Raw genomic sequence first — 20,559 nt, 5'->3', positions numbered from 1 at the left:
GGTGATGGACACCCGGGATAGCTGGTCAGCGTCCGAAAAGAAGATCACGCGCCGGGCGTCGATGCGGCGTTGGAGGTGGCGCTGGCAAAGACGATGGCCGAGTTCAAGAGCAGGGCCAGTGCAGCTACGCAACCTTCCGAGATGTGGGAGGTCGAGGATTTTTTGCGGGAACAGCGACGGGAGATCGACGGGACGCTCGACTACCGTTACTCCCAGCTTCTGGACGTGTTTACCCGTCTCATTCTCGCAGGGCATATGGACGAAGCTCTCATCTCCGGCTTGTCGCAAGACAAGCTGGAAACGATCCGCTCATACCTTGCCCATGCCGCAAAGCGTTAAATCTTGATCAGGCTCTACCAGTCGGCGACCCGATCGCCGCCGGTAAATTGCGCGCTTTTGCCGGTGTATTCGAACAGTTCGATCTTCACGCCGTTAGGGTCGCGCAGCCAGGCCTGGTAGGTGTCGTCGCAGGCGAGTTTCTTGGCGGTGACGTCGACGTCCATGGACGTGATGTGGGCGATCGCGGCGTCGATGTTCTCGACCTCCAGGCAGAAATGGTTGATCTGGTCCGTCTCGCTGAACCGTGCTCCGTCCTTCTGGAAAACCTCGACATGGCTGCGGCCGCCGCAATTGAGGTAGAAGCCGAAAATCGCGCCGTCGCGCAGGAAGTTGAACTGGACGTCCATGCCAAGGACATCACTGTAGAAGCGCCGCGTCTCTTCGAGGTCATCGGCGAAGATGCAGACATGGGCGAGTTGCTTGACCTTGATCATGGCTGAGCCCATCCTGGCTGCTCCTCACCCAATCCCGCCGGTAACCGCATAGACGCCGGCGGTGCGCCCATCATGCAGTCGCAGCTCCGCCGTGACAATGGAGCCGTACGAGCCGCGCCAGACACTGTGGGACCGACGATGCTCGGCGGCAGGGACAAGCGCCCGCCCGGTGAAACACGCACCGCTTCGCTGCATCTCCACGGCTTCTCCGTTGAGATGTACCTTGACGCTGGCCGTTTCGGCAACCTCGCCAACCATTTCGAGTGTGATGGCGATCTCGTCCAGATCACCCGAAGCCCGTGTCACGGCCATAAGCTTGAGCGCGGGCGCCTTGCCATTGCCGGCTCGGCTGGGTTGGCCTGAAAACACATCGCCGGCCAGCTCGGGCGTGCGCGGCGGGCGGGTGCGGCGCTGAGTGGCGCGCTCGAAATCGCCGGCCATGCGCAGCAACTTTTCGTCGTCATAGGCCTTGCCGGCGAAGGTCAGGCCGACCGGCATGCCGATGTCGGCCATGGTGCCCATCGGCACGGTGACGGTCGGGATGCCGAAATGGCGCCAGACCAGATTGCCATTGGCGACCCAGGTGCCGTTGCGCCAGGCAAGATCGGCGGACGCCTCGTTGACGTCGGCGTCCGCCGGTCCGACATCGGCGGCGGCCGGCAGGATCACGGCGTCGAGGCGGTTGTCGTCTAGCCAGTCCTCGAAATCGATGCGCCTTGTCGTCTCCAGTCCCTTGATGCCGTCCTCCAGCGTGGGAATGTCGGCCAACGGCGTGACGCCCGATTTCGCGCGCTCGACATACTGCGCCAAGTCGAAGCCGCCCTCATAACGGTCTGGCAGCGTGCCGGGCGGCTGCGGGAAAATCCTGGGGCCGTCGACCGCGGCGAGATCGGGTAAAGCGGGGTCGGCATTGGCGCGCAGGAAATCGTCCCAGCCCCAGATGCTGAGGTCCCAGAGTTCGCGCTCGGCGAAATCCCGCGGCACCAGTCCGCGCTCGACCATGGTTCGCGCGCCGGGACGGTCACGCTCGTAGTTGGAGACGACGGGAAAATCGACCTCGACCACCTCGGCGCCCAGCCGTTGCAAATCCGCACCCGCCTGTTCCCACAGCGCCAGCACCGAGGCGCGGGTTGCGATCGGCCGGTCGGCCTCGCTGTCGCGGCCGATATACATTCTGGGTACGCCGAGCCGCTTGCCCCGGAGCGACCCTTCCAACGTCATGTCCGTGTAGCGCGGCGGGCGTAGCTCGGAACTTCTAGGCAAAGCGACCCAAGGCTGCGCGCGCCAGAAATCGCCTCGCGTTTCCAGATCGTCGGCGACGATGACATCGAGCAGTTCCAGCATGTCGGGTACGCTGCGCGTGTGCGGCACCACCACGTCCATGGTCGGCACCAAGGGCCAGTTGCCGCGCACCGAGATCACGCCACGCGAGGGCGTGTAGGCGACGAGCGCATTGTTGGTGGCGGGAGCGCGGCCGGACGACCAGGTTTCCTCGCCGAGCCCGAAGGCGCAGAAGCTGGCCGCCGTTGCCGTGCCGGACCCGTTGGACGAACCCGACGCGAAGGCGGCGGTCAGGTAATCGGCATTGTAGGGGCTTTCGGCGCGGCCATAGACGCCGCGCTGCATGCCGCCATTGGCCATCGGCGGCATGTTGGTGAGGCCGATCAGCACCGCACCGCCGGCACGCAGCCTGGCGATGGTGAAGGCATCCTCGTTGGCGACGAGATGCTCGAAGGCCGGCGAGCCGGCCGCCACCGTCAGGCCCTTGACCTTGTAGCTGTCCTTGGCGGTGTAGGGGATGCCGTCGAGCGGCCCGAGTGTCTTTCCTTGCCGGCGCCGCTCGTCGGAAGCGGCGGCATCCTCGAACATATCAGGGTTGAGCACGGGCACGGCGTTCAGCGCGATGCCGTGCCGGTCGAAATGCGCGATGCGCCTGAGATAGGCCGCGACCAGCTCGATGCTGGTGACGAGGCCGTCATCCAGCGCGCGGCGCAGTTGGTCGATCGTCGCTTCGACGAGGTGAAAGCTGGCGTCGGTCATCATTGTTCCCAGGCTGTTGTTTGTTTGCCATGGATGAGCAAGGCCGCCGGCTTCGGCAAGCGCCAATTGCAATTCGTTGCGGGCCAGGTAGCTCAGGCGCGTGCCTCGGCGTCGCCTCGGTGCCTGACATGGTCGATGAACGCGCGCAGCTTGGGCAAGACCTGGCGCTTCCCCGGGTAGTACAGGAAAAGCCCAGGCAAGGTCACGGCAAAGGACCTCAGCACCTCCTGCAACCGGCCGTCAGCGACCGGCACGCTGGCGAGCGGCTGGGGCACCTGGGCAAGGCCGGCCCCTTGCATCGCCGCGCCCAGAAGCGTCGGATAATCATGCGCGATCAGCGGCCCGGAGACGATGGCCTCGACCGACTTGTTGCCGTCGATAAAGGGCCAGGGCGCGATCGATCCGTTTGACCGGCGCATGCGCAGGCAGGCATGGCTGCGCAGATCCTCGATGCGTTGCGGCACGTTCCGCTGGCGCAGATAATCAGGGCTACCGACGACCACGAATGGCAGCGGCGGCGTCAAGCGCACCGCGATCATGTCGGCGGCGACAAATTCGCCGGGCCGGATGCCGGCGTCGAAGCCCTCGGCGGCAAGATCGACGAGTTCTCCACTGGCGACGATCTCCAGCTCGATTTCCGGATAGGCCTGGCAGAAGGATGCGATGAGCGGCTCCAGCAGGATCGGCACCACCGACGGCGGTACCGAGAGGCGCAGCAGTCCGGTCGGCCGCTGGCCGAGGTCGCGCGCCACCTCGCTCGCGGCAACCAGTTCCTCGAATGCAGGTCCGGCACGTGACAGAAAGCGCTCCCCGGCTTCGGTCAGGCCGACGCTGCGCGTCGTGCGGGTGAAGAGCGCGGCGCCGATGCGCGCCTCGAGCGTGCGGATCGCCTGGCTCATCGCCGACGGCGTTACCTTGAGCTCGGCCGCCGCCTTGCGGAAATTACGATGCCGGGCGACGCTCAGGAAGGCCTCGACGCCGTCGAGCGCTCCCTGCCTGACTGTGAAGTTCTGCTTCATGGCGCATCGACATTATCGCGGATAGTCGCGGTTAGAAAGCGCGTCTATCTCTGCGGCAACGACGGAAATCCAGAGGAAACCGCAATGACGGATAATCTCGACGCAGTGCGCGCTCATTACCGCGCGAGCGGCCTGACCGATCGTCTCAAGACGGCGCTGGCCGCTTTGGGACCAGAGGGCCAACGGCTCATGCCGGAGCAGTTGGCGGGGCTCGACCAATTCCACACCCGCGGGCTGGCGGCGACCGCCGAGCTTGCCGGGTTGGCCGGAATTGGCCCGGAAACGATCGTCCTCGATGTCGGATCGGGGCTCGGTGGGCCGGCCCGTTTCCTGGCGGCGACCCATGGCTGCCGGGTGACGGGCGTAGACCTCAGTGAGCCGTTTGTCGAGGCAGCGCACTATCTGACCGAACGAATGGGGCTGAGCGAACAGGTAACGTTCGAGGGCGCCAGCGCGCTGGCGCTTCCCTTCGACGACAGCCATTTCGATGTCGTGTTGCTGCAACACGTGGCGATGAACATCACCGAGCGCGGACGGCTCTATGACGAGATCAGGCGGGTGCTTAAGCCGGGCGGCAGGTTTGCCACCCATGACGTCGTGTTGAACGGCGGCGATCCGCATTATCCCGTTCCCTGGGCACGAAGCCCGGCGGAGAGTTTCTTGCTCACCGCGGCTGAAACGCTTGCGCGGATCGAGCAGGCAGGCTTTGAAACGCTCGTATGGCAAGACGACACCGAGGCAGCCAAGGCGTGGTTTTCGCAATTGCGGGCGTCCGGACCGCCCCCTTTGCTCAATCTCGGCCTCGTCATGGGGTCGGACTTCGCGGGAGTTGCCGCCAACCTCGGACGCAATCTCGGGGAAGGCCGGCTGGGCATTCTGACCGCCATCTTCGAAGCCATTCCGGGCAAGGCTTGAAGGAGGCAGGAATGTCGCCGGCCATGATCTTCGACATCCATCTCGCTCTGGGCTACGTGCCATGGTTGCTGTGCTTCGGCGCCTATGCCTGGCCCAGGCTCAAAGCGATGGACCGCCTCGAGGCGCAACGCGCCATCGCCACGCTGCACAGCTTCCGCTTCTTCGGGCTTGTCTTCATGCTTCCAGGTGTCGTCGGGCCCAATCTGCCGGCTGATTTCGCCGTCCTCGCGGCCTGTGGTGACTTCGCCACCGGCCTGCTGGCCATGCTGGCGCTTCTCACGGCACGCAGACATCAGCTATTCTGGCCGCTTGTCATCGCCTTCAATCTCGTGGGAGCCGTCGACATCGTCGTCGACTATTATCAAGGGGTCCAACTCGCCCTTCCCGATCTGGCAGGGGAACTGGGGGCGGCCTACGCGATCCCGATCCTCTATGTGCCGCTTCTGATGATCACGCACGTCGCCGCGTTCTATCTGCTGATGCGTCGCCGGCCCGAGGCGGTTCAGGGCTCCCACCCCTGATGAGGAGGGACGGCATCAGCCTCATTTGCCGCCTGCCTCCTTCATCTTCTCGATGATTTCGGCCCTCAGCGGCGGCCCTCGGGAAAAATCGATTCGTTATGCAACCTCTGATGGGTGCGTGCGTTACAGGCCTTCCGGGGAGATGAGGTTTGTGATTTGGAGCGTTTCGAGATCCTGTACGAGCCGACAGGCACGTTTTCCATTTTCGACAGATACACCGAATTACCGGTTGCGGTAGAAGGCAGGATCTTGATCGGGCTCTGTCGGCACGAAGTGCCGCTCGCCCTGCTCGCCGCCATGGAACCCGACGACAGCAGGGTGCCGTCGCTCTCGCTGTTGAGCGGCTGTCGATCATACGAATATCAACGAGACGACTTGCAGGCGTGAATGAATGCTCGCATAAGTTGCGACAAGGCATACAGCATGAAAGAAAATGGTGCCGTTATAGCATGAAGGGGGAATCATGCCCGATCAGAATGCGCTTATCCGCGCAGCTATCGCACGGCTGCTCTCGGAGAAAACCGGGTCTGCCGTGATTTCGATGAAGGAGAGTATCGAGGAACTGCCGGCGACAGCCCGCAAGGCCCAGACCATTGAGACCCTGCAGGATCTGCTGCTGGAAATGGCAGAGGAGCGTGGAATGATGGTGGAGCTCGATCTTTAGCTCCGACCCAATCGACATTTTGATCGGGTTCGGACCCGGCATGCGTGCCGTTTCGTGTGGCCGAAGGGATTCCTTCAAAACGCAATGTCGTCCGCGCTTCGGATCGGGCGGGAGGGCGCGGCAGGAAACGACCGGCGCGTCCATGTTGCCATAGGAAATAAATCCGCCCAATATTTGGGCTCTTCTTGCCGGAACGCCGGCGCGAGCGGTCCAGGCAATAACCTACCTCTGCAATACGCTTGGCACAAGCTTCGAGTTCGGATGAGGCAAAGGTTGAGTTTTGAGCTTTAATAAGCCGGCGAATTATGAGCGAGGAATGTTGCCAATTTTATCGAAAGACGGCAATTTATATGCATTTTTCCCCCTTCTTTCGTTTGCTGGACTCTCGGATGAAAGCTCTTCTATACTGACTTATCCAGTGCTGATACTGTTATAGGGACGATAAGAAGCGCTGACAGCGGCGAGGGAGGCTGATGTGGCCGATATCATCTTGAAAGTGTTTGCAAATGCCGACGATGTGCATCTCGTCTGGTCGCATCAGGAGGACATTGAGGGATGTCTGGGATTTGCCATCCAGTGCCGCCGCGGCGCCTCCGCCCCCAACTATCTGTCGAACCGCGTCGGGTTCGAAGACGATACGGAGGTCGACAAGGACGGCAACCGGATCACCTCGCGTTCCTCGCGGATCTGGCCATTCCAACGCTATGACTGGACAGACCACGCCGCCGACCTTGGCGACGTCATTGCCTATCGTATCGTCGCGAGGGTCAAGGGTGCCTCTGGCGCGCTGGAAGACGGGCCGGCGAGCGAATGGTCCGAAATGCTGACACTTTCCGCCGATTGCGGCGACGGTGCGAGTGTCCACTTCAACCGGGGTTATGTGCTGTCGCAGTTCATGGCGCGTTACATGAAGCGCAAGGGGATCACGCTCAAGGAGTTGAAGGAAACCGCCGTCATCGTCAGCAAGAATGTCGACCGTGAGGCGAGGGCCTTTCTGGGCGGCACTTTGCGCGAAACGATGCTGAAGATGATGGCCGAGGTCGCGGCCGATGAGGAGCTGGAGCTGCATGCCGCGCTCTATGAGCTCAGCGACGAGGAACTCATCGACGGGCTGAGCGCCATCGGCAAACGGGCGAAGATCGTCCTGGCGAATGGAAGCGTCGATGCCGAGGGCGAGGACGAAAACGCGGATGCGCGGGCGCGTCTGCGCGGCGCGGATGTTGTCGTGCACGACCGCTTCCTCGCACCGAAAGCACTGGCCCACAACAAGTTCCTGGTCATCGGGCGCGCTGCGAACGACAAGTTCGAGCCGGCCAAGGTGTGGACCGGGAGCACGAACTGGACACCGACCGGTCTCTGCACGCAGCTCAACAATGGCATCATGCTCGAGCATCCGGTGCTGGCAGAGCGGTACGAAGCGCAGTTCAACCTGCTGGTCGACGCAAAGAGCGCGATTTCCGACGACCTGCTGCGATCCAACAATTCGCCCGAGCAAGGCATCGCTTTCGGTGCCGGCGCCATCGACAGCTGGTTCTCGAGTTTGAGCGATGAAATCGACATCAGGGAACTCGTCAAACTGGTGGAAGGTGCGCAGCATGGGGTCTTTTTCGTGATGTTTCAGCCGGGCAACGAGCCGGTGCGAACATTGCTCAGGCTTCAAAAGGAGAAGAAGCTCTATGTGCGCGGCGTCGCGACCCGATTTACCGGCAAGGGTCTCGAGGAGTTCAAGCTGCTGAAGGCGAAGCCCGAGGATTTTTTCCTCGATGCGGCGCAGGACACCGGGGTTGAGAAACCGGTTGGGCAATGGGCCGTGGAAGGTACGGCTGCCGACTTCCAATCGGCCATAGGTCACGCCATCACGCATTCAAAAGTGCTGGTGATCGATCCATTCAGCGACGATCCCATCGTCGTCACGGGCTCACATAATTTTTCGCACTCGGCGAGTGCCGCAAACGACGAGAACTTCATCGTCATTCGGGGCCACAAGAAGATCGCCATGCACTACGCCATCAACGCCATGCAGACCTACAGCCACTATCGCTGGCGTGCCTATCTCGCGGAGGCGGCCAAGGAGAGGAAGGATCCCTTCCAATATCTGTCGCGTGACCCGGACTGGCAAAAGCGCCGGACCTCCGGCGAGACCAAGCGGATGCTGGCGTTCTGGATGGCAGGCACCTAGAGCAATTCCGGGAAAACCGTGAAGTGGTTTCCCGGGAAAAGCGCGCGGCGCTTTCCCCGCGGGAATTGCGTCAAGACAAAGCGTTAGAGCCGTTTGCCGTTCCCGGGAGGCGGCGAACGGCTCAGCGTGCCGTCGCCGTAGATCATGCGGCCGGCGCGGAAGGTTGCTCGCACACGTGGCACCGGCTGGCGGTCGGCGACGACGAGATCGGCCAGAAGCCCGGCTTCGATGGCGCCGCGATCGGTGAGCCCGAGTGCCTCGGCCGGATTAGCGCTTGTCAGCGCCGCAGCCTTCGCCAGGCCACCGTCGCGCAGCTCCGCCAGGCCGAGCACGGCCGGCAGGATCGAGGCCGGGTGATAGTCGCTGGCCAGCATGTCGAGCAGCCCGGCCTCATAGGCCTGGCGGGCGGAAAGATTGCCCGAATAGGATTCTCCACGCAGCGCGTTGGGCGCGCCCATGGCCGTATACATGCCCAGCCGGCGGGCTTCCCGCGCAGCCTCCAGGGTCACCGGGAATTCGCTGAGCACGGTTCCCAGGCCGTGGACAAATTCCACCTTTTCCAGAGTGTCGTCATCGTGCGAGGCGAGCACGATGCCGCGGGCGCGGGCAAACGCCGACAGGCTCTGCAACGTGCCGAGCACACCGCCATGCCCGTTTCGATCGGCCATGCGCTTGCCGACGACCTCGGATACATCGGCTATCGACATGCCGCGCTCCTTGGCCATGCGGGCGATATACAATTCGACATCGCGGTACTGTCCCTGTCCGGGCGTATGATCCATCAGCGAAACCAGATGCAGCTTGCCGGCATCCATCAATCTTTCCAGCACGCCGACAGCCGCGGTGAACGTCACCTCGAAACGGGCATGGATGCGGTGATCGACCAGAAGGTCGTCTTTCAGCCCGGTGATGGTCTCGATGATCGAAGATGTATGTTCTTCCGAGCGCAGCAAGGCTGCGGTGGCGCTGTTGCCGATGAAGGAGAGCGCGGCATAGGCGGTGGTCACGCCGCAGGAGGCCAGCCGCTTGTCGAGTTCGGCGATGCCGATTGCCATCGGCACGTGGACCCCGCTGCGCGGCTCCACTTCCCGCTCCACCATGTCGCCATGCATATCGATGAAACCGGGCAGCAGCAGGCGGCCGCCGCCGATGAGGTCGGCGTTCTCGACAGGCTGGTCGCGGATCTCGGCGATCCGGCCGTCTTCGATCCTGACAGCGCCATTGGCAATGACGCGGTCGCGCAGGACAATCTCGAATTCACTCAGCCACATGTCCTATTTCTTCGTGTGATCCCGGTGGGGCGCGGCCCTGTCTGTCCGTTCAAGCATGGTCGTCTCCGAAAACAGCATTCCACATTTCCGATCGCCCTCCGGCCGGGCTGCCTCAAGGCGTGTCACGTGGATGGTTCATTCCCGAGGATCGGATAAGCTCGGTTGGTGACAGCTTTATTTCGGTCATCGAAGTCATCCCTGCCGCCCACCAAAAGCGGTCGCGGCAAATGTCAACGCCACGGGGAGTTTACGCCGTGAGCATATCTCTCCATATGATCCCGGCATCGGCTTTCCCGCCCCGCCCACCGATTAAGTGTTTTGTGAACAGCATCGCACTTTGCTAATATTGCCGTCACTGTGCTCGGCGAGGAAATCGCAGCATGTCGGAGAAGAGCCCGGTCGCGTTGCCGGCGGCGTCGGTAGCAACAGGTTTTCTGGGCGGCAACGGCAAAAATGCGTCCGAAGCCCGGCATGAGCGCCGGATCCTGACCGCGCTCTGCTACGACCTGGTCGGATCGACCGACCTTCTTGCCATCCTGGACATCGAAGAGTTCGAGGAACTGATATCAGCCTTCCAGCGGGCGGCGAGACAGGCGGTCGCGTCGTGCTCGGGTGCCGTCCAGGTCGAGGTCGGCGATGGCGGCGTTGCTTTGTTTCCCGCCGAAATAGACGCCAAGGACGCGGCATCGCTGGCGATCCGGGCCGGGCTCGAAATCATCGACGCCTGCAGGCGGGTCGGTTCGGACCAAGGCCGCGCCGATCTGCATGTCCGGGTCGGAATCGCGACATCGATGACCCTGATCCACAAGGGTGACGCCGACACCGGTCGTGACAATGTCACCGGCCCTGCCTTCGCGATGGCCACGCGGCTCCAGGCCATCGCGCAGCCGGATACGGTGGTGGTCTCGGACGCGACGCGCAACCTGGCGCGACGGTCGCATGTGTTCAGCTTCAGGGGCCCCCATGCGATCAAGGGGTTTGCCGAGCCGGAGCTGGTCTGGCGCGCGCTGAGTCACAAGCGCGAGGTCGACCGCTTCTTCGCCTTCGGGCGGCTGAGCAGTCCGCTCGTCAATCGCGAGGCCGAGCTCGCCACGATCGCCGAAGCATGGGACAGCGCCGTCGCGGGAAACGGCGGCGTGGTGGTGATCGAGGGCGAGGCCGGCATCGGCAAGTCGCGCATTCTTCACGAAGTGCGCCGGCGCACGCGTCACCAGCGCGCGAAACTGCTGCTCTTCCAGTGCACGCCCGGCGGCTTGCGCTCGGCGCTGCATCCGCTGCTACAGAACGTACGCGGCGATCTCGCCGGCAACGAAGGACAGCTGAGCGCTGCCGCCGTGGCGGAAGTATTCCGCGATCATGACGTCCGCGATCCCGAAATCATCGACATCTTCTCGTTCCTGCTCGGCGCCGCGGGAGCCGATCCGATGCTCAAGGAAATCGACGCCGAGGCGATGCGCGCGAAAGCCAATTGGGCGGTTCGCCACTCGCTCGAAGCCTTGTGCGCCAGCGGACCGATCGTCCTGGTGGTCGAGGACATACATTGGATCGACCTGACGTCGAGACAATTATTGGCTGAGCTTGCACGGTCGGCCCGTCACTTCCGGGCGCTTGTCATCGCGACGACGCGCCCTGAATCCGAAAGCTGGCTGGCAGCATCGAATCCAAGGCATATCTCACTAGAGCCGCTCAACCGCGAGCAAACGCGGCTGGCGATCGCGGCCATGTGGCCGCAAGGCAAGCCGTCAACTTCCCCGGAATTGCTCGACGTGGTGGAACGCGTGACCGGAGGCATCCCGCTGTTCATCGAGGAAATCTGCCAATGGATGACCGAGAACGCGGCCTCGGCAACGGATCGGCTGGCGCGGACCGCGACGCGCAGTCATGCCTCGGTGTTCGAAAGCGTGATCGAGGCCAGGCTCGAAACGCTGGGGCCGGCACGCGAAGTCGCGCGCGCCGCCGCCGTCGTGGGCAATCGTTTCAATCAGGAATTGCTGCGCGCGCTGTTGCCGGAGCTCGACGACGAAATCATCGCAAACGCGCTGGATTCGCTGATGGAGGCCGGGTTCCTGATCCGCGTGCGGTCTTCCGGCGTTCCGGTCCATGGCGTGCGCCATGCGCTTATTCAGGAGACGATCTACAACGCAACGCTGCGCAAGAGACGGCAGGCCTTGCATCGCCGCCTGTTTGCCGCGGTCAGCCGCAACCGAAACCTGGCCGGGTGGCTGGGCACCGCCGAGATCGCCGAGCACGCCGAGCGCGCAGGCCTTCTGGAGGACGCGATCGCTCAGTTCGTGATTGCAGGCACGGAAAGCTCGTCCCGCTCAGCAATGGCGGAAGCGAGGCAGCTACTCGAGCATGCATTGGCGCTCTGCGAGCGCGTTGCGGCAGCCGACACGCGAGACGCGCTGCGGCTATCGGCAATGATCGTGCTCGGTCCCATCCTGACCGCTGTCGAAGGTCCGAACTCGGCGCCCGCCCGCGAATTGTACGAGAACGGCGTGGTGATCGCCCGGCGGCGGCCGGTGGCGGAGCGGGCCAAGTGGTTCCCGATCTACTGGGGTTGGTGGTTCACGGATACCGTCATGGACGGCGAGCGCGCGGAAGTCGTGCTCAGGGATCTCAGGGATGTCGAGGATGCCGAAGTGCAACTCCAGGCCAGGCATTGCGTGTGGGCAATCGACTTCAATCTTGGCCGCCACGACCGCTGTATCGCGGCCGTCGACGCCGGACTGTCGCTCTATGAGCACGGCCAGGGCAAAGCCAATGCCGCGTTGTTCGGCGGGCATGACGCGAGGGTCTGCGGGCTCGCCCACCGCGCCTTGTCGCTGTGGTTCGTCGGAAAGCCGGCAAGCGCGATCCATTCGATGTCGGAAGCTAGGAACTGGGCGCAGCTAACCGAACATGCCGGCAGCATCGCGCATGCCTACCTCAACGAGGCGATGCTGCATTGCTATCGCCGCGATTTTTCGATGCTGCGAAGCGTGATAGCGGATTTGCGCCACTTGACGGAGCGCCATTATATGCCCGCCCTGGCCGCCGCGGCGCAAATCTTCGAAGGCTGGTGCGACGGCAACGCCGGCCAGGTCGAGAGCGGCAGGGAAAAAATGCGGCAAGGCCTTGGCCTCCATGGCGCGTTCCAGACGCCTGAGGACGAACCGGTCTATTGCAGCATGCTGGCAGAGCTTTTGACACGAACCGCCGAGGTCGATGAGGCGCTCGCGCTGCTGGGCTCGGCCGTGGCGCAGGCCGAGGCCGGAGGCAGCCGCTTCTGGCTGGCGGAGCTCTACCGGCGAAGGGCGGAGCTACTTCTTCTCCAGGGCGATGCGGAGGCGGACATAATCGCTGCCCTCGAAAAGAGCATCGCCATAGCCGCGGAGCAAAGCGCTGTGCCTTTCCTCGTCGGTACATACGAGACCCTTCAATCATCAGGCCTGTCACCTGAACTGTCGTCGCGCTATCGCGATCGGGTCGAACGTGCGAAATCCGCTCTCGAGCCGGGCGCCGCGCTGATCGTCAATCCCGAATCGGCCGTTCGGCACTAGCCGGCCCTGCAAGAGTATCCGCGATGCTGGAGCGATATGAACGCCTGGGTCCGCCGCCCGATGAGGCGCTGGCGAGACTGATGAAGATGCGCGAAGGCTTGGGCATCACGCGGATCGCCGACATTACCGGGCTCGACCAACTCGGCATCCCGGTCGTGCAAGTGACAAGACCTTTCTCGCTCTCCAACGCGGTCGCGCAAGGGAAGGGCGCCACCCTGGCGCAAGCCGCGATATCGGCCATGCTGGAATCGGCCGAGAGCTTCTTTGCGGAGCAGGTGGCGAATTTCGACACAGTCGTCGGCCGCGCCGATCTGTTGGGCATCCCGCCCGATCGTTTCGAAAGGCATCTCCAGGGTGGCACCGCGCCCGGATGGCGCGGCAGGGAGACGGCGTGGGTAGCCGCGGACAATCTTCTTACCGGCAGCCGCGACCTAGTCCCTTTCGAGCTCGTGCACACCGCCTATGTGTTGCCGTCACTGCCCCATGACGGCATTTTCGCGGCATCGACGAGCGGTTTGGCCGCGGGCTTCGAGGAGCCCGATGCCATCGTTCATGGCATGCTTGAATGCATCGAACGCGACGCGATCGCCACGGCATACCGGACCCACGGGTTTTTCCACCGTCAACGCATCGATACCGAGACGATCGATGATCCGTCGCTCCGCGATCTCCTGGAAACCTTGGCGGCCAAGAACGTGCTGGTCGGCCTTTGGCAAGCTTTGTCGCCGTTGGGCATACCGGTGGTGTGGTGCCATTTGCTGGAGGACGAACCGACGGAAATGGTCCTTTTGGATCATCCGGCTGATGGTTCGGCTGCCGGTTTCAGTCCCGCCGGCGCCGCGACGCACGCCATCCACGAAGCGGCCCAGGCCCGTCTGGCGGCGATCTCGGGCGCGCGCGATGACCTGACGCGCGCGTTCTATCCGAAATACCCCGATCGGCGGATGATCGCGGCGCATCGCCGGCTCCTCCGCGATGGCCCGCGCAGCGTGGACTTCCGCGCGCTCGCCGAGCAGAAATTCAACACGGCGTCGGACGGGCTGTCGGTCCTCTTGGCAATTCTCGAAGAGAGGGGGTTCGATGCGGTTCACCTAATCCGGGTGCCAACGAAACCGCTCGACACCCTGTCGGTTGTCAGGATCGTCATCCCTGCCTTGCAGCCGCTCTTACAGGGGTAGGGACCATGCGCCCGAAGCTCGTCTTCACCGGCCCTACCGTGTCCCATGCCGACGCATTGAAGGTCGTCGATGCGGTATGCCTTCCCCCGGCCGTGCAAGGCTCGATCGTGTCGGCCGTGCAGCATTTCGACCCGAGTGCGATCCTTGTAATAGACGGCGGTTTTCAGGCCGAGCCCGCGGTTCGGCACAAGGAAATCCTGTGGGCCCTCAGCCGCGGCATTCATGTCGTCGGCGCGGCCAGCATGGGTGCCCTTCGAGCGGCCGAGCTGTTCCCCCATATGCAAGGCGTCGGGCTTATCTACCGATGGTATCGCCGCTTCGCCTTTGCACCCGACGACGCGGTAGCGGTATTGCACGGACCAGCCGAGGTGAATTTCGCTCAATTGACGCATGCGCTGATTGACCTACGCCGGACCGTTCGCGCCGCTTGCCGGCGCGGCGTGATTTCACCCGAACAGCAGGCGAGGCTCGAGGGGGCGGCGCAGGCCGTCAACTTTCGCGAGCGCACCCTGGCACGGATGGTCCGGGATGCGCACGACGGCAAGGACGACGTCGAGAATTTGTGCAGGGAACTCGGCGCGGCTTTCGTCCAGCAAAAAAAGCAAGATGCCCTGCGGGCACTCGAACTTTTGCGGGAGCAAGCATTTGAAAAAGCACACCCCATGCCGGAATTGCAGCTAACCTCGGCCTTCTCCAAGGATATGGATGATGCGGGGCTGGCGCTATAGGCCCTGGCCTCTTGGCGGTCGATGATTTACGTGACGTAAGCGCCGTGATACGGTCATAGGCTCAGAGGGGGCCAAGCAATTGGACGCGGTCGATCGTGTCGTTGCGCAAGATCCCGCGTTGGGAACGCGGTTCCTGGTCTACGCGCAGGTCCCTCACCTTTCGGGTTACGGAACACCTGAGACAGTATGGATTTCTACTCCACCGGATCTGATCCGCCCCGGTCCGGAAGATCACCGCATCTACGTTCGCGATCCGCTCCTTGACAAGGAGCCTTACGACTACCCTTATCTGCCACCCTTTGTCGGCGAAATCTTTCCGCCCGCGGAGGCTGGCTTTGACGGCCATTTCGATCAGCTTTCCCTGACATCGAGGCAGTTCCTTTCCGCGCACGCTTTCGCCTCGGTCAGCCGCGTGCTGGACATCTGGGAAAGCTACCTCGGCAAACCGATTGTCTGGTATTTTGCCGAGACGTACGAGCGGCTCGAAATCATTCCGTTCGTTGACTGGGAGAATGCGCAATCGGGTTATGGCTATCTGGAACTCGGCCGAGAGCGCGGCATCGACGGAGGCAACTATCCCTATGCGCTCAACTTTGACGTGATCGCACATGAGGTCGGCCACGCAATCTTGTTTTCGCTGTTTGGGACACCAGCCGGCGGCCTGACTCAAGGCGATTTCGGGCCGTTCCACGAAGCCAGCTCGGATCTGGTCTCGCTCTTGTCCTTCCTGAATTTCGACAGCGGCATGGACCGGCTGCTGCGGCACTGCGATGGCAACCTGCTTGTTCTCAATGAATTGAACCGGATTGCCGAACTGACTGGCGATCGGCAGATCCGCCTCGCCAGCAACGCACGCCGCATGTCGGAGGTGACGGCGGAAATCCATGACAGGTCACGGCCGTTCACGGGAGCTGTGTTCGACACGATCGTCGACGTCTACCACGCGGCATTGGTGCACGAGGGGTTGGCCGACGAGCGGCTGCTGGGGATCGATATCAGGGATGTCGACCAGTCCGACATGCAGCGCATCTCGGATTTCACGTCCCGCGCCTTTCGCGCTCGGCCCTTCATGTTCAAGAGCATGCTGATCAGAGCTAGGGACGAAGTGGCCCTCGCACTTGCTCAGGCATGGCCGCGCCTCGATGCGGATGACCTGACCTTCGAGAATGCCGCTGCCACGCTGGTCGATGTCAGCGACCGGCTGGCGCCCGCGCTTGCGGAAAAGTTTGAAGAAAACTTCAGATGGCGAGAGATTCTATGAACTGATCGATTGCAACAAAAGGGAGCGAGGAAAATGAGCGACGACTATCACCGACCGACATTGACGTTTCCATCGGGCGCTTACAACGCGACACAGGTCAGGCTTTACGGTATCGCCCCAGGCGGCGGAGATCTTGTTTACCCCAATCATCCAAAAAACCTTGAGAGCTCAGACTTCGCAATATCAGTTCGATCACAATCGGATGATATAAGTCAAAATGAGCAATTTTTGACGCAATTGGGTGATTCAAAACTTACAAAGGAAGAATTTCTTAACTTGATTGCAAATCGAAGAATCAACGGATTTCCCGATGGGTTTGGCTACGCGACTCAGATTTCCTTAGCCGTGCGAAATATCGGATTTATCGTGATTTCTACGGTGGTGTCATTCGATGAGGCATATAAGAGCGGAAAAGTACTGTCATCTGGAATTATCGTCGGGTATTCGTATGAGGGGCATTGCTTTGATCTTCCAAAACCGAAGATCATGCTTCTCCCAGTTCTCCCTCAAATGATACCTCTCGACGATTGCGGGTATGATAAGAAATTTAATAAGCATGGCTCGGAGAAATATATGCTCTGGATTGTCGATAAGCTTGACGAATGCGTGGAATTCGAAATGAACCAAGGGTTTGTCGAGCAGATCGTTCTCGAGGCGAACCTGCCAGGCAAGCGTGCACCGACGATGTACGCATCCAAGATGACGATGGGACACCGCGGCGGAAAGCTGAGCGAATAGTCTCTCATGTTCCCTGTCAAGGTTGAAGGCAAGAAGGCTCGCCTGCCTAGCAGGTTTGCCATGAGTCGGATCGGCTGAAGCTGCACGGGGCTGGGGATGGAACTCAGAGACGGCGGTCCATTGCCCTCCATGGAGGCAGTTCCCAGGCTCACCACGGCAAGGCTCGTGCTTCGGGCGCCGGGCGAGCAGGATATCCCGGCGTGGTTCGCGCGCGCGAGCGATGTCGAATCCGCCTCCCTTGCAGGCGATCCGGTTGCCGACGACATCAGCGCGGGCAAGCGATGGCTCGCCCTTGCGCGTCAGCGGTTCGCCGACGGCAGGGCGATCAAATGGTCGGTAGACCAGGCAGGCGTGTCAGACGCGATCGGGACGATAACCCTGTCCTTCGGCGCGAACGACCCCAAGACAGCCGCATTGGGATTTGTGCTGGGGCGTGCGCATTGGGGGCAGGGGCTGGGCTCCGAGGCGGCACGCGAGGTGGTTCGCTACGCCTTCGAGACCCTGGCGCTCGACCAGGTGACGGCCGAGGCGGCGGCACGCAATGTCGCGTCGTTGCGGATACTGGCGAAGCTAGGCTTCAAACATGTCGACAGCTTCATCGATGAGTCCGACGGCGAGCGTTGCGAGCGTTTTGTGCTCGACGCGGACATAGGAACGTCAGTCCTGGCGAACCAGGCTTAGAGCCATCGGAGCACGCCAAAGCCCATCGTGCTCCGCAGGTCAATCGCACGTGGTCGCGGCCTTGAGCGCTTCGGCACGGGCCGGTTCGCGCAGATCAGCGATCCGTCGAACGGAAGCGTAGAACCTTGGATAATCGCCGGAGCACAGCTCGAACAGGCGAAGAAACGCCGGAACCTGTTCGCCGTAGACAGAAGTCGCGGCGAGCTTTGCATTGTTGATCGGGGCGTTGAACCAGGCGTCGTATCCCCGGTATCCGGCCCAGCGTCTGTCGCGCATTTGCCGGTAGCGTGTCCGCAGGCTGTCGAGCGTGGCTGCCTTGGCCACCGCCATCTCGTCCGGCGTGCGGGAGCTTTCATAGACCTGCCTCAACTCGTCGCGCGTTTTCGACACCAGTCCGAGAAAATCGGCGCTGCGTTTGCGGTCGGCTTCGTAGCGGCGCAATCCGGCGCGATCGCCGGCGGCGCGGAGCCATTTTCTTGTGCCGGTGGTTTCGACGGAAACCGCGAAAGCCTCATTGAATGCGGAATCGCCGTTCACATAGAGGCGCTGATGCGCCAGTTCATGAAAGATAAGGCTCGCGAGATAGGTGTCGTCCTGACGCAGCATGGTGCTGAGCAGCGGGTCACTGGACCAGCCCAGCGTGGAATACGCGGTGATGGCGGTGACATAGACGTCCAGCCCCTGTCCATGAAGTGCGACGGCGCTTTCGGTTGCGGATTTGCGATCGAAGTAACCCCGGTACGGAACGCAGCCGAAAACCGGAAAGCACCATGTTTTTGGCGTGAGCGAGAATTGCGGCGCGGCAAAAACGGCCCAGGTCACTGCATCCCGGTGGATGTCGACATAGCTGCGGTAGCTGCTGTTTTCGGGCAGTGCCAGCTCGTCTGTCGCGAAACGCCTTATGGCGCTCGCCGACGTCAATTTGGTTCGCAATGCCTCAGGGGTAGAAGGGGCCTTGATCAGTTTTCCGACGTCTTCGCGCGCGGCCATGATCCGGACATGACCTTCCAGCGATTGCGCGTAGTAGGAAATGCTGGTGCAACCGCTCATGGCGGACGCCACGATCGCCGCGGCAAACAATCGAAAAACGCGCTTCACTTCTTCCCCACCGCTTCGTCACCTGCCCATGGAGCACATGTCCGGCGGACCGTCCACTGGGCATGACCTCGAAGCTGCCGGCCTGCCGCCGGCTCCATATCGGCCGAGTGCATGTCTATCGCGAACCTCTCCACCACGAACCTCTCCAACACACCACGATCCCGGAAGGCCGGGGCAGATGCCAAATCTCGCCCACCCCTGACTCTTTTCCCGATCCTCAAACGTCTTAGCTACAGTGAAACACTGGAGCAGGGTCAATGAGCCTCAGGGACAGGAATATCGTGGTCACCGGCGGCAGCCGTGGGCTTGGCCTCGGCTTGGTCGAAGCGCTGGTCGAGCAAGGCGCCAGCGTGACCGTGGTCGCGCGTGGCGCCGAGGCGCTGGAAGCGGTCGGTGCGCGGCTTGGGGTCGCCACCATTGCGGCCGATGTCACGAACGAGGACGCGGCCTATCGCATTCTTGGCGAGGTCCGCCCAGACATAGTGGTGCTGAACGCCGGTGCCACGCCCCGGATGGGGCGGCTGGACGAGTTGAAGTGGGAGGATTTCTCCATCGCCTGGGAAACCGACGTCAAGGCCGGGCTCTACTGGCTGCAGGCGGCGCTGAACCTGCCGCTCAAGCCGGGTAGCCGGGTGCTGGTCGGGTCGAGCGGAGCCGCCGTCACCGGGTCGCAGATGTCGGGCGGCTATGGCGGCTCCAAGCGGATGCTGTGGTTCATGGCCAAATACGCCAATGGCGTGGCGCGGGAGAAGGGGCTCGGCATACGCTTCCAGGCGATCGTGCCGCGGCAGATGATCCTCGGCACCGGGATCGGCGATGCGGCGGCCGGCGCCTATGCCGGCTCGATGGGCATCACGCCGGAACAATTCATCACCCGCTTCGGCGCGCCGATGCCGCCCCGGGCTTTCGGCGACAGGGTGGTTTCCGTGCTGGAAGACCCGCAATATGCCGAGGGCGTCGTCTTCGGCCTCAGCGGCGACGCGGGCGTGACGATCATGGAGGGCCCTTGAGCGAGGGAAAGTCAGCCGTGGAGCGCGACCGGCAGGAGGGGCTGCTTGCCCTTGCCGCCGCCTTGCGGCCGGAGCTGCACCGCTATTGTTCGCGCCTGATGGGCTCTGTCATCGACGGCGAGGATGTGGTGCAGGATACGTTCGCGCGCGCCTTCATTGCCCTGGACGAGTTGCGCGAGGTGCCGCAGCTCAGGCCCTGGCTGTTCCGGATTGCCCACAACCGCGCGCTGGACCTTTTGCGCAGCCGCGCGATCCGCGCCGCCGAGCCCATCGAAGCGGCGCTTGAGATTGCCGACGAGGTCGACCCGGTGGAGATGCTGATGCGCAGGCAAGCCGTGCAAACCGCCGTGTCGCGTTTCGCGGAGCTTCCGGTGCCGCAACGCAGCGTGATTATCCTGAGGGATGTGCTCGACGAGCCGCTGGCCGACATCGCCGCTTTGCTTGGCATCACGGTCGATGCGGTGAAGGCGCATCTGGCGCGCGGACGCGCCCGGCTTCGGCGGCTCAACGCTGAGGCCAATCCGCTCCCCGATGCGCGCATCGCGTCCGCGGCGACCGTGCGCTACGTCACTCTGTTCAACCAACGCGACTGGGACGGCTTGCGCGCGCTGCTCGCCGATGATGTGCGGCTCCATCAATCCATGCACCCGCCGCGCGCGGGCGCCGCCGACGTCGGCATGTTCTTCACGATCTACGCCAAGAGCGACGGCTTGTGGCTCAGGCCGGCATGGGTCGAGGGCCGCGAAGTGATCGCGGTGTTCGAAGACCGGGCCGCCCCGAAGCCAAGTCATTTCATGTGGCTGGAATGGCGCGAAGGCCGGATCAGCTTCATTCGCGACTACCGTTATGTCCGCTACATTCTCGACGACGCGGACCTGGTGCTGGCGAGGGAAGCCGGCTCTGGTGGCAATGGACGCCGATAGGCGAAGCAGGTCGCGGGC

Annotated in this window: 19 protein-coding genes; 14 read left to right on the top strand and 5 right to left on the bottom strand. The window is 62.7% G+C overall.

Annotation, left to right across the window (positions count from 1 at the left end):
* Nucleotides 1–93 precede the first annotated feature (93 nt).
* Nucleotides 94–339, top strand: a complete 246-nt coding sequence (locus tag FJ960_RS24645; RefSeq protein ID WP_246672933.1) for a hypothetical protein — start codon at nt 94–96, stop codon at nt 337–339.
* Nucleotides 340–353: 14 nt separating this feature from the next.
* On the opposite strand, the gene FJ960_RS24640 is transcribed toward FJ960_RS24645, so the two are convergent.
* From FJ960_RS24640 to FJ960_RS24630, 3 genes are all read right to left on the bottom strand, one after another.
* Entirely contained in the window at nt 354–773 is a 420-nt protein-coding gene (locus FJ960_RS24640; RefSeq protein ID WP_140717546.1) for a VOC family protein, read from the bottom strand.
* A 24-nt stretch (nt 774–797) separates the two neighbouring features.
* Complete coding sequence (locus FJ960_RS24635; protein WP_140717457.1) at nt 798–2,813, bottom strand: amidase; 2,016 nt, start codon at nt 2,811–2,813, stop codon at nt 798–800.
* A gap of 92 nt (nt 2,814–2,905) precedes the next feature.
* Entirely contained in the window at nt 2,906–3,832 is a 927-nt protein-coding gene (locus FJ960_RS24630; RefSeq protein WP_140717455.1) for a LysR substrate-binding domain-containing protein, read from the bottom strand.
* An 84-nt stretch (nt 3,833–3,916) separates the two neighbouring features.
* On the opposite strand from FJ960_RS24630, the gene FJ960_RS24625 reads away from it, so the two are divergent.
* The 5 genes from FJ960_RS24625 (at nt 3,917) to FJ960_RS24605 (ending at nt 8,111) form a co-directional block, all read left to right on the top strand.
* Complete coding sequence (locus FJ960_RS24625; RefSeq protein WP_140717453.1) at nt 3,917–4,747, top strand: class I SAM-dependent methyltransferase; 831 nt, start codon at nt 3,917–3,919, stop codon at nt 4,745–4,747.
* Nucleotides 4,748–4,758: 11 nt separating this feature from the next.
* Entirely contained in the window at nt 4,759–5,268 is a 510-nt protein-coding gene (locus FJ960_RS24620; RefSeq protein ID WP_140717451.1) for a hypothetical protein, read from the top strand.
* Nucleotides 5,269–5,424: 156 nt separating this feature from the next.
* The gene (locus FJ960_RS24615) at nt 5,425–5,655 is read left to right on the top strand and encodes a hypothetical protein (RefSeq protein ID WP_140717449.1); all 231 of its coding nucleotides are present in this window, start codon (nt 5,425–5,427) and stop codon (nt 5,653–5,655) included.
* Nucleotides 5,656–5,731: 76 nt separating this feature from the next.
* Nucleotides 5,732–5,932 carry a hypothetical protein gene (locus FJ960_RS24610; protein ID WP_140509276.1) on the top strand — a complete coding sequence of 67 codons (201 nt, stop codon included), beginning with the start codon at nt 5,732–5,734 and terminating at the stop codon, nt 5,930–5,932.
* A gap of 475 nt (nt 5,933–6,407) precedes the next feature.
* A complete protein-coding gene (locus FJ960_RS24605; protein ID WP_140717447.1) occupies nt 6,408–8,111 on the top strand; it encodes a phospholipase D-like domain-containing protein in 1,704 nt (567 codons plus the stop codon).
* Nucleotides 8,112–8,194: 83 nt separating this feature from the next.
* On the opposite strand, the gene FJ960_RS24600 is transcribed toward FJ960_RS24605, so the two are convergent.
* Nucleotides 8,195–9,382: an alpha-D-ribose 1-methylphosphonate 5-triphosphate diphosphatase gene (locus tag FJ960_RS24600; protein ID WP_140717445.1), complete on the bottom strand. Its 1,188-nt coding sequence runs from the start codon at nt 9,380–9,382 to the stop codon at nt 8,195–8,197.
* Between the two features lie 380 nt (nt 9,383–9,762).
* Between FJ960_RS24600 and FJ960_RS24595 the strand changes: the two genes are divergently transcribed.
* From FJ960_RS24595 to FJ960_RS24570, 6 genes are all read left to right on the top strand, one after another.
* Nucleotides 9,763–12,924: an AAA family ATPase gene (locus FJ960_RS24595; RefSeq protein WP_140717443.1), complete on the top strand. Its 3,162-nt coding sequence runs from the start codon at nt 9,763–9,765 to the stop codon at nt 12,922–12,924.
* A gap of 23 nt (nt 12,925–12,947) precedes the next feature.
* A complete protein-coding gene (locus tag FJ960_RS24590) occupies nt 12,948–14,102 on the top strand; it encodes a YcaO-like family protein (protein WP_140717441.1) in 1,155 nt (384 codons plus the stop codon).
* Between the two features lie 5 nt (nt 14,103–14,107).
* The gene (locus FJ960_RS24585) at nt 14,108–14,830 is read left to right on the top strand and encodes a TfuA-like protein (RefSeq protein WP_140717439.1); all 723 of its coding nucleotides are present in this window, start codon (nt 14,108–14,110) and stop codon (nt 14,828–14,830) included.
* A 79-nt stretch (nt 14,831–14,909) separates the two neighbouring features.
* Nucleotides 14,910–16,091 (top strand): hypothetical protein, encoded by a 1,182-nt coding sequence (locus tag FJ960_RS24580; protein WP_140717437.1) that lies wholly within the window; start codon nt 14,910–14,912, stop codon nt 16,089–16,091.
* 33 nt (nt 16,092–16,124) lie between these two features.
* Nucleotides 16,125–16,829: a hypothetical protein gene (locus FJ960_RS24575; protein ID WP_140717435.1), complete on the top strand. Its 705-nt coding sequence runs from the start codon at nt 16,125–16,127 to the stop codon at nt 16,827–16,829.
* 96 nt (nt 16,830–16,925) lie between these two features.
* Nucleotides 16,926–17,510: a GNAT family N-acetyltransferase gene (locus FJ960_RS24570; RefSeq protein ID WP_246672931.1), complete on the top strand. Its 585-nt coding sequence runs from the start codon at nt 16,926–16,928 to the stop codon at nt 17,508–17,510.
* Nucleotides 17,511–17,549: 39 nt separating this feature from the next.
* Here FJ960_RS24570 and FJ960_RS24565 read toward each other — a convergent pair whose 3' ends face one another.
* Nucleotides 17,550–18,608, bottom strand: a complete 1,059-nt coding sequence (locus tag FJ960_RS24565; RefSeq protein ID WP_140717433.1) for an aminopeptidase — start codon at nt 18,606–18,608, stop codon at nt 17,550–17,552.
* Between the two features lie 257 nt (nt 18,609–18,865).
* Between FJ960_RS24565 and FJ960_RS24560 the strand changes: the two genes are divergently transcribed.
* Together FJ960_RS24560 and FJ960_RS24555 are read left to right on the top strand one after the other, a co-directional pair.
* Nucleotides 18,866–19,618 carry an SDR family NAD(P)-dependent oxidoreductase gene (locus FJ960_RS24560; protein ID WP_140717431.1) on the top strand — a complete coding sequence of 251 codons (753 nt, stop codon included), beginning with the start codon at nt 18,866–18,868 and terminating at the stop codon, nt 19,616–19,618.
* Nucleotides 19,615–20,541, top strand: coding sequence for a sigma-70 family RNA polymerase sigma factor (locus tag FJ960_RS24555; protein ID WP_140717429.1), 927 nt, complete (start codon nt 19,615–19,617; stop codon nt 20,539–20,541). The genes FJ960_RS24560 and FJ960_RS24555 overlap by 4 nt, the downstream gene beginning before the upstream one ends.
* The last annotated feature ends 18 nt before the right edge of the window (nt 20,542–20,559 follow it).

This window comes from Mesorhizobium sp. B2-3-11 (genome assembly GCF_006442215.1).
In the GTDB taxonomy this organism is placed as follows: Bacteria; Pseudomonadota; Alphaproteobacteria; order Rhizobiales; family Rhizobiaceae; genus Mesorhizobium; species Mesorhizobium salmacidum.
Note: the sequence above shows the minus strand (reverse complement) of the source record. Positions and strands in the feature narration are given on the sequence as shown.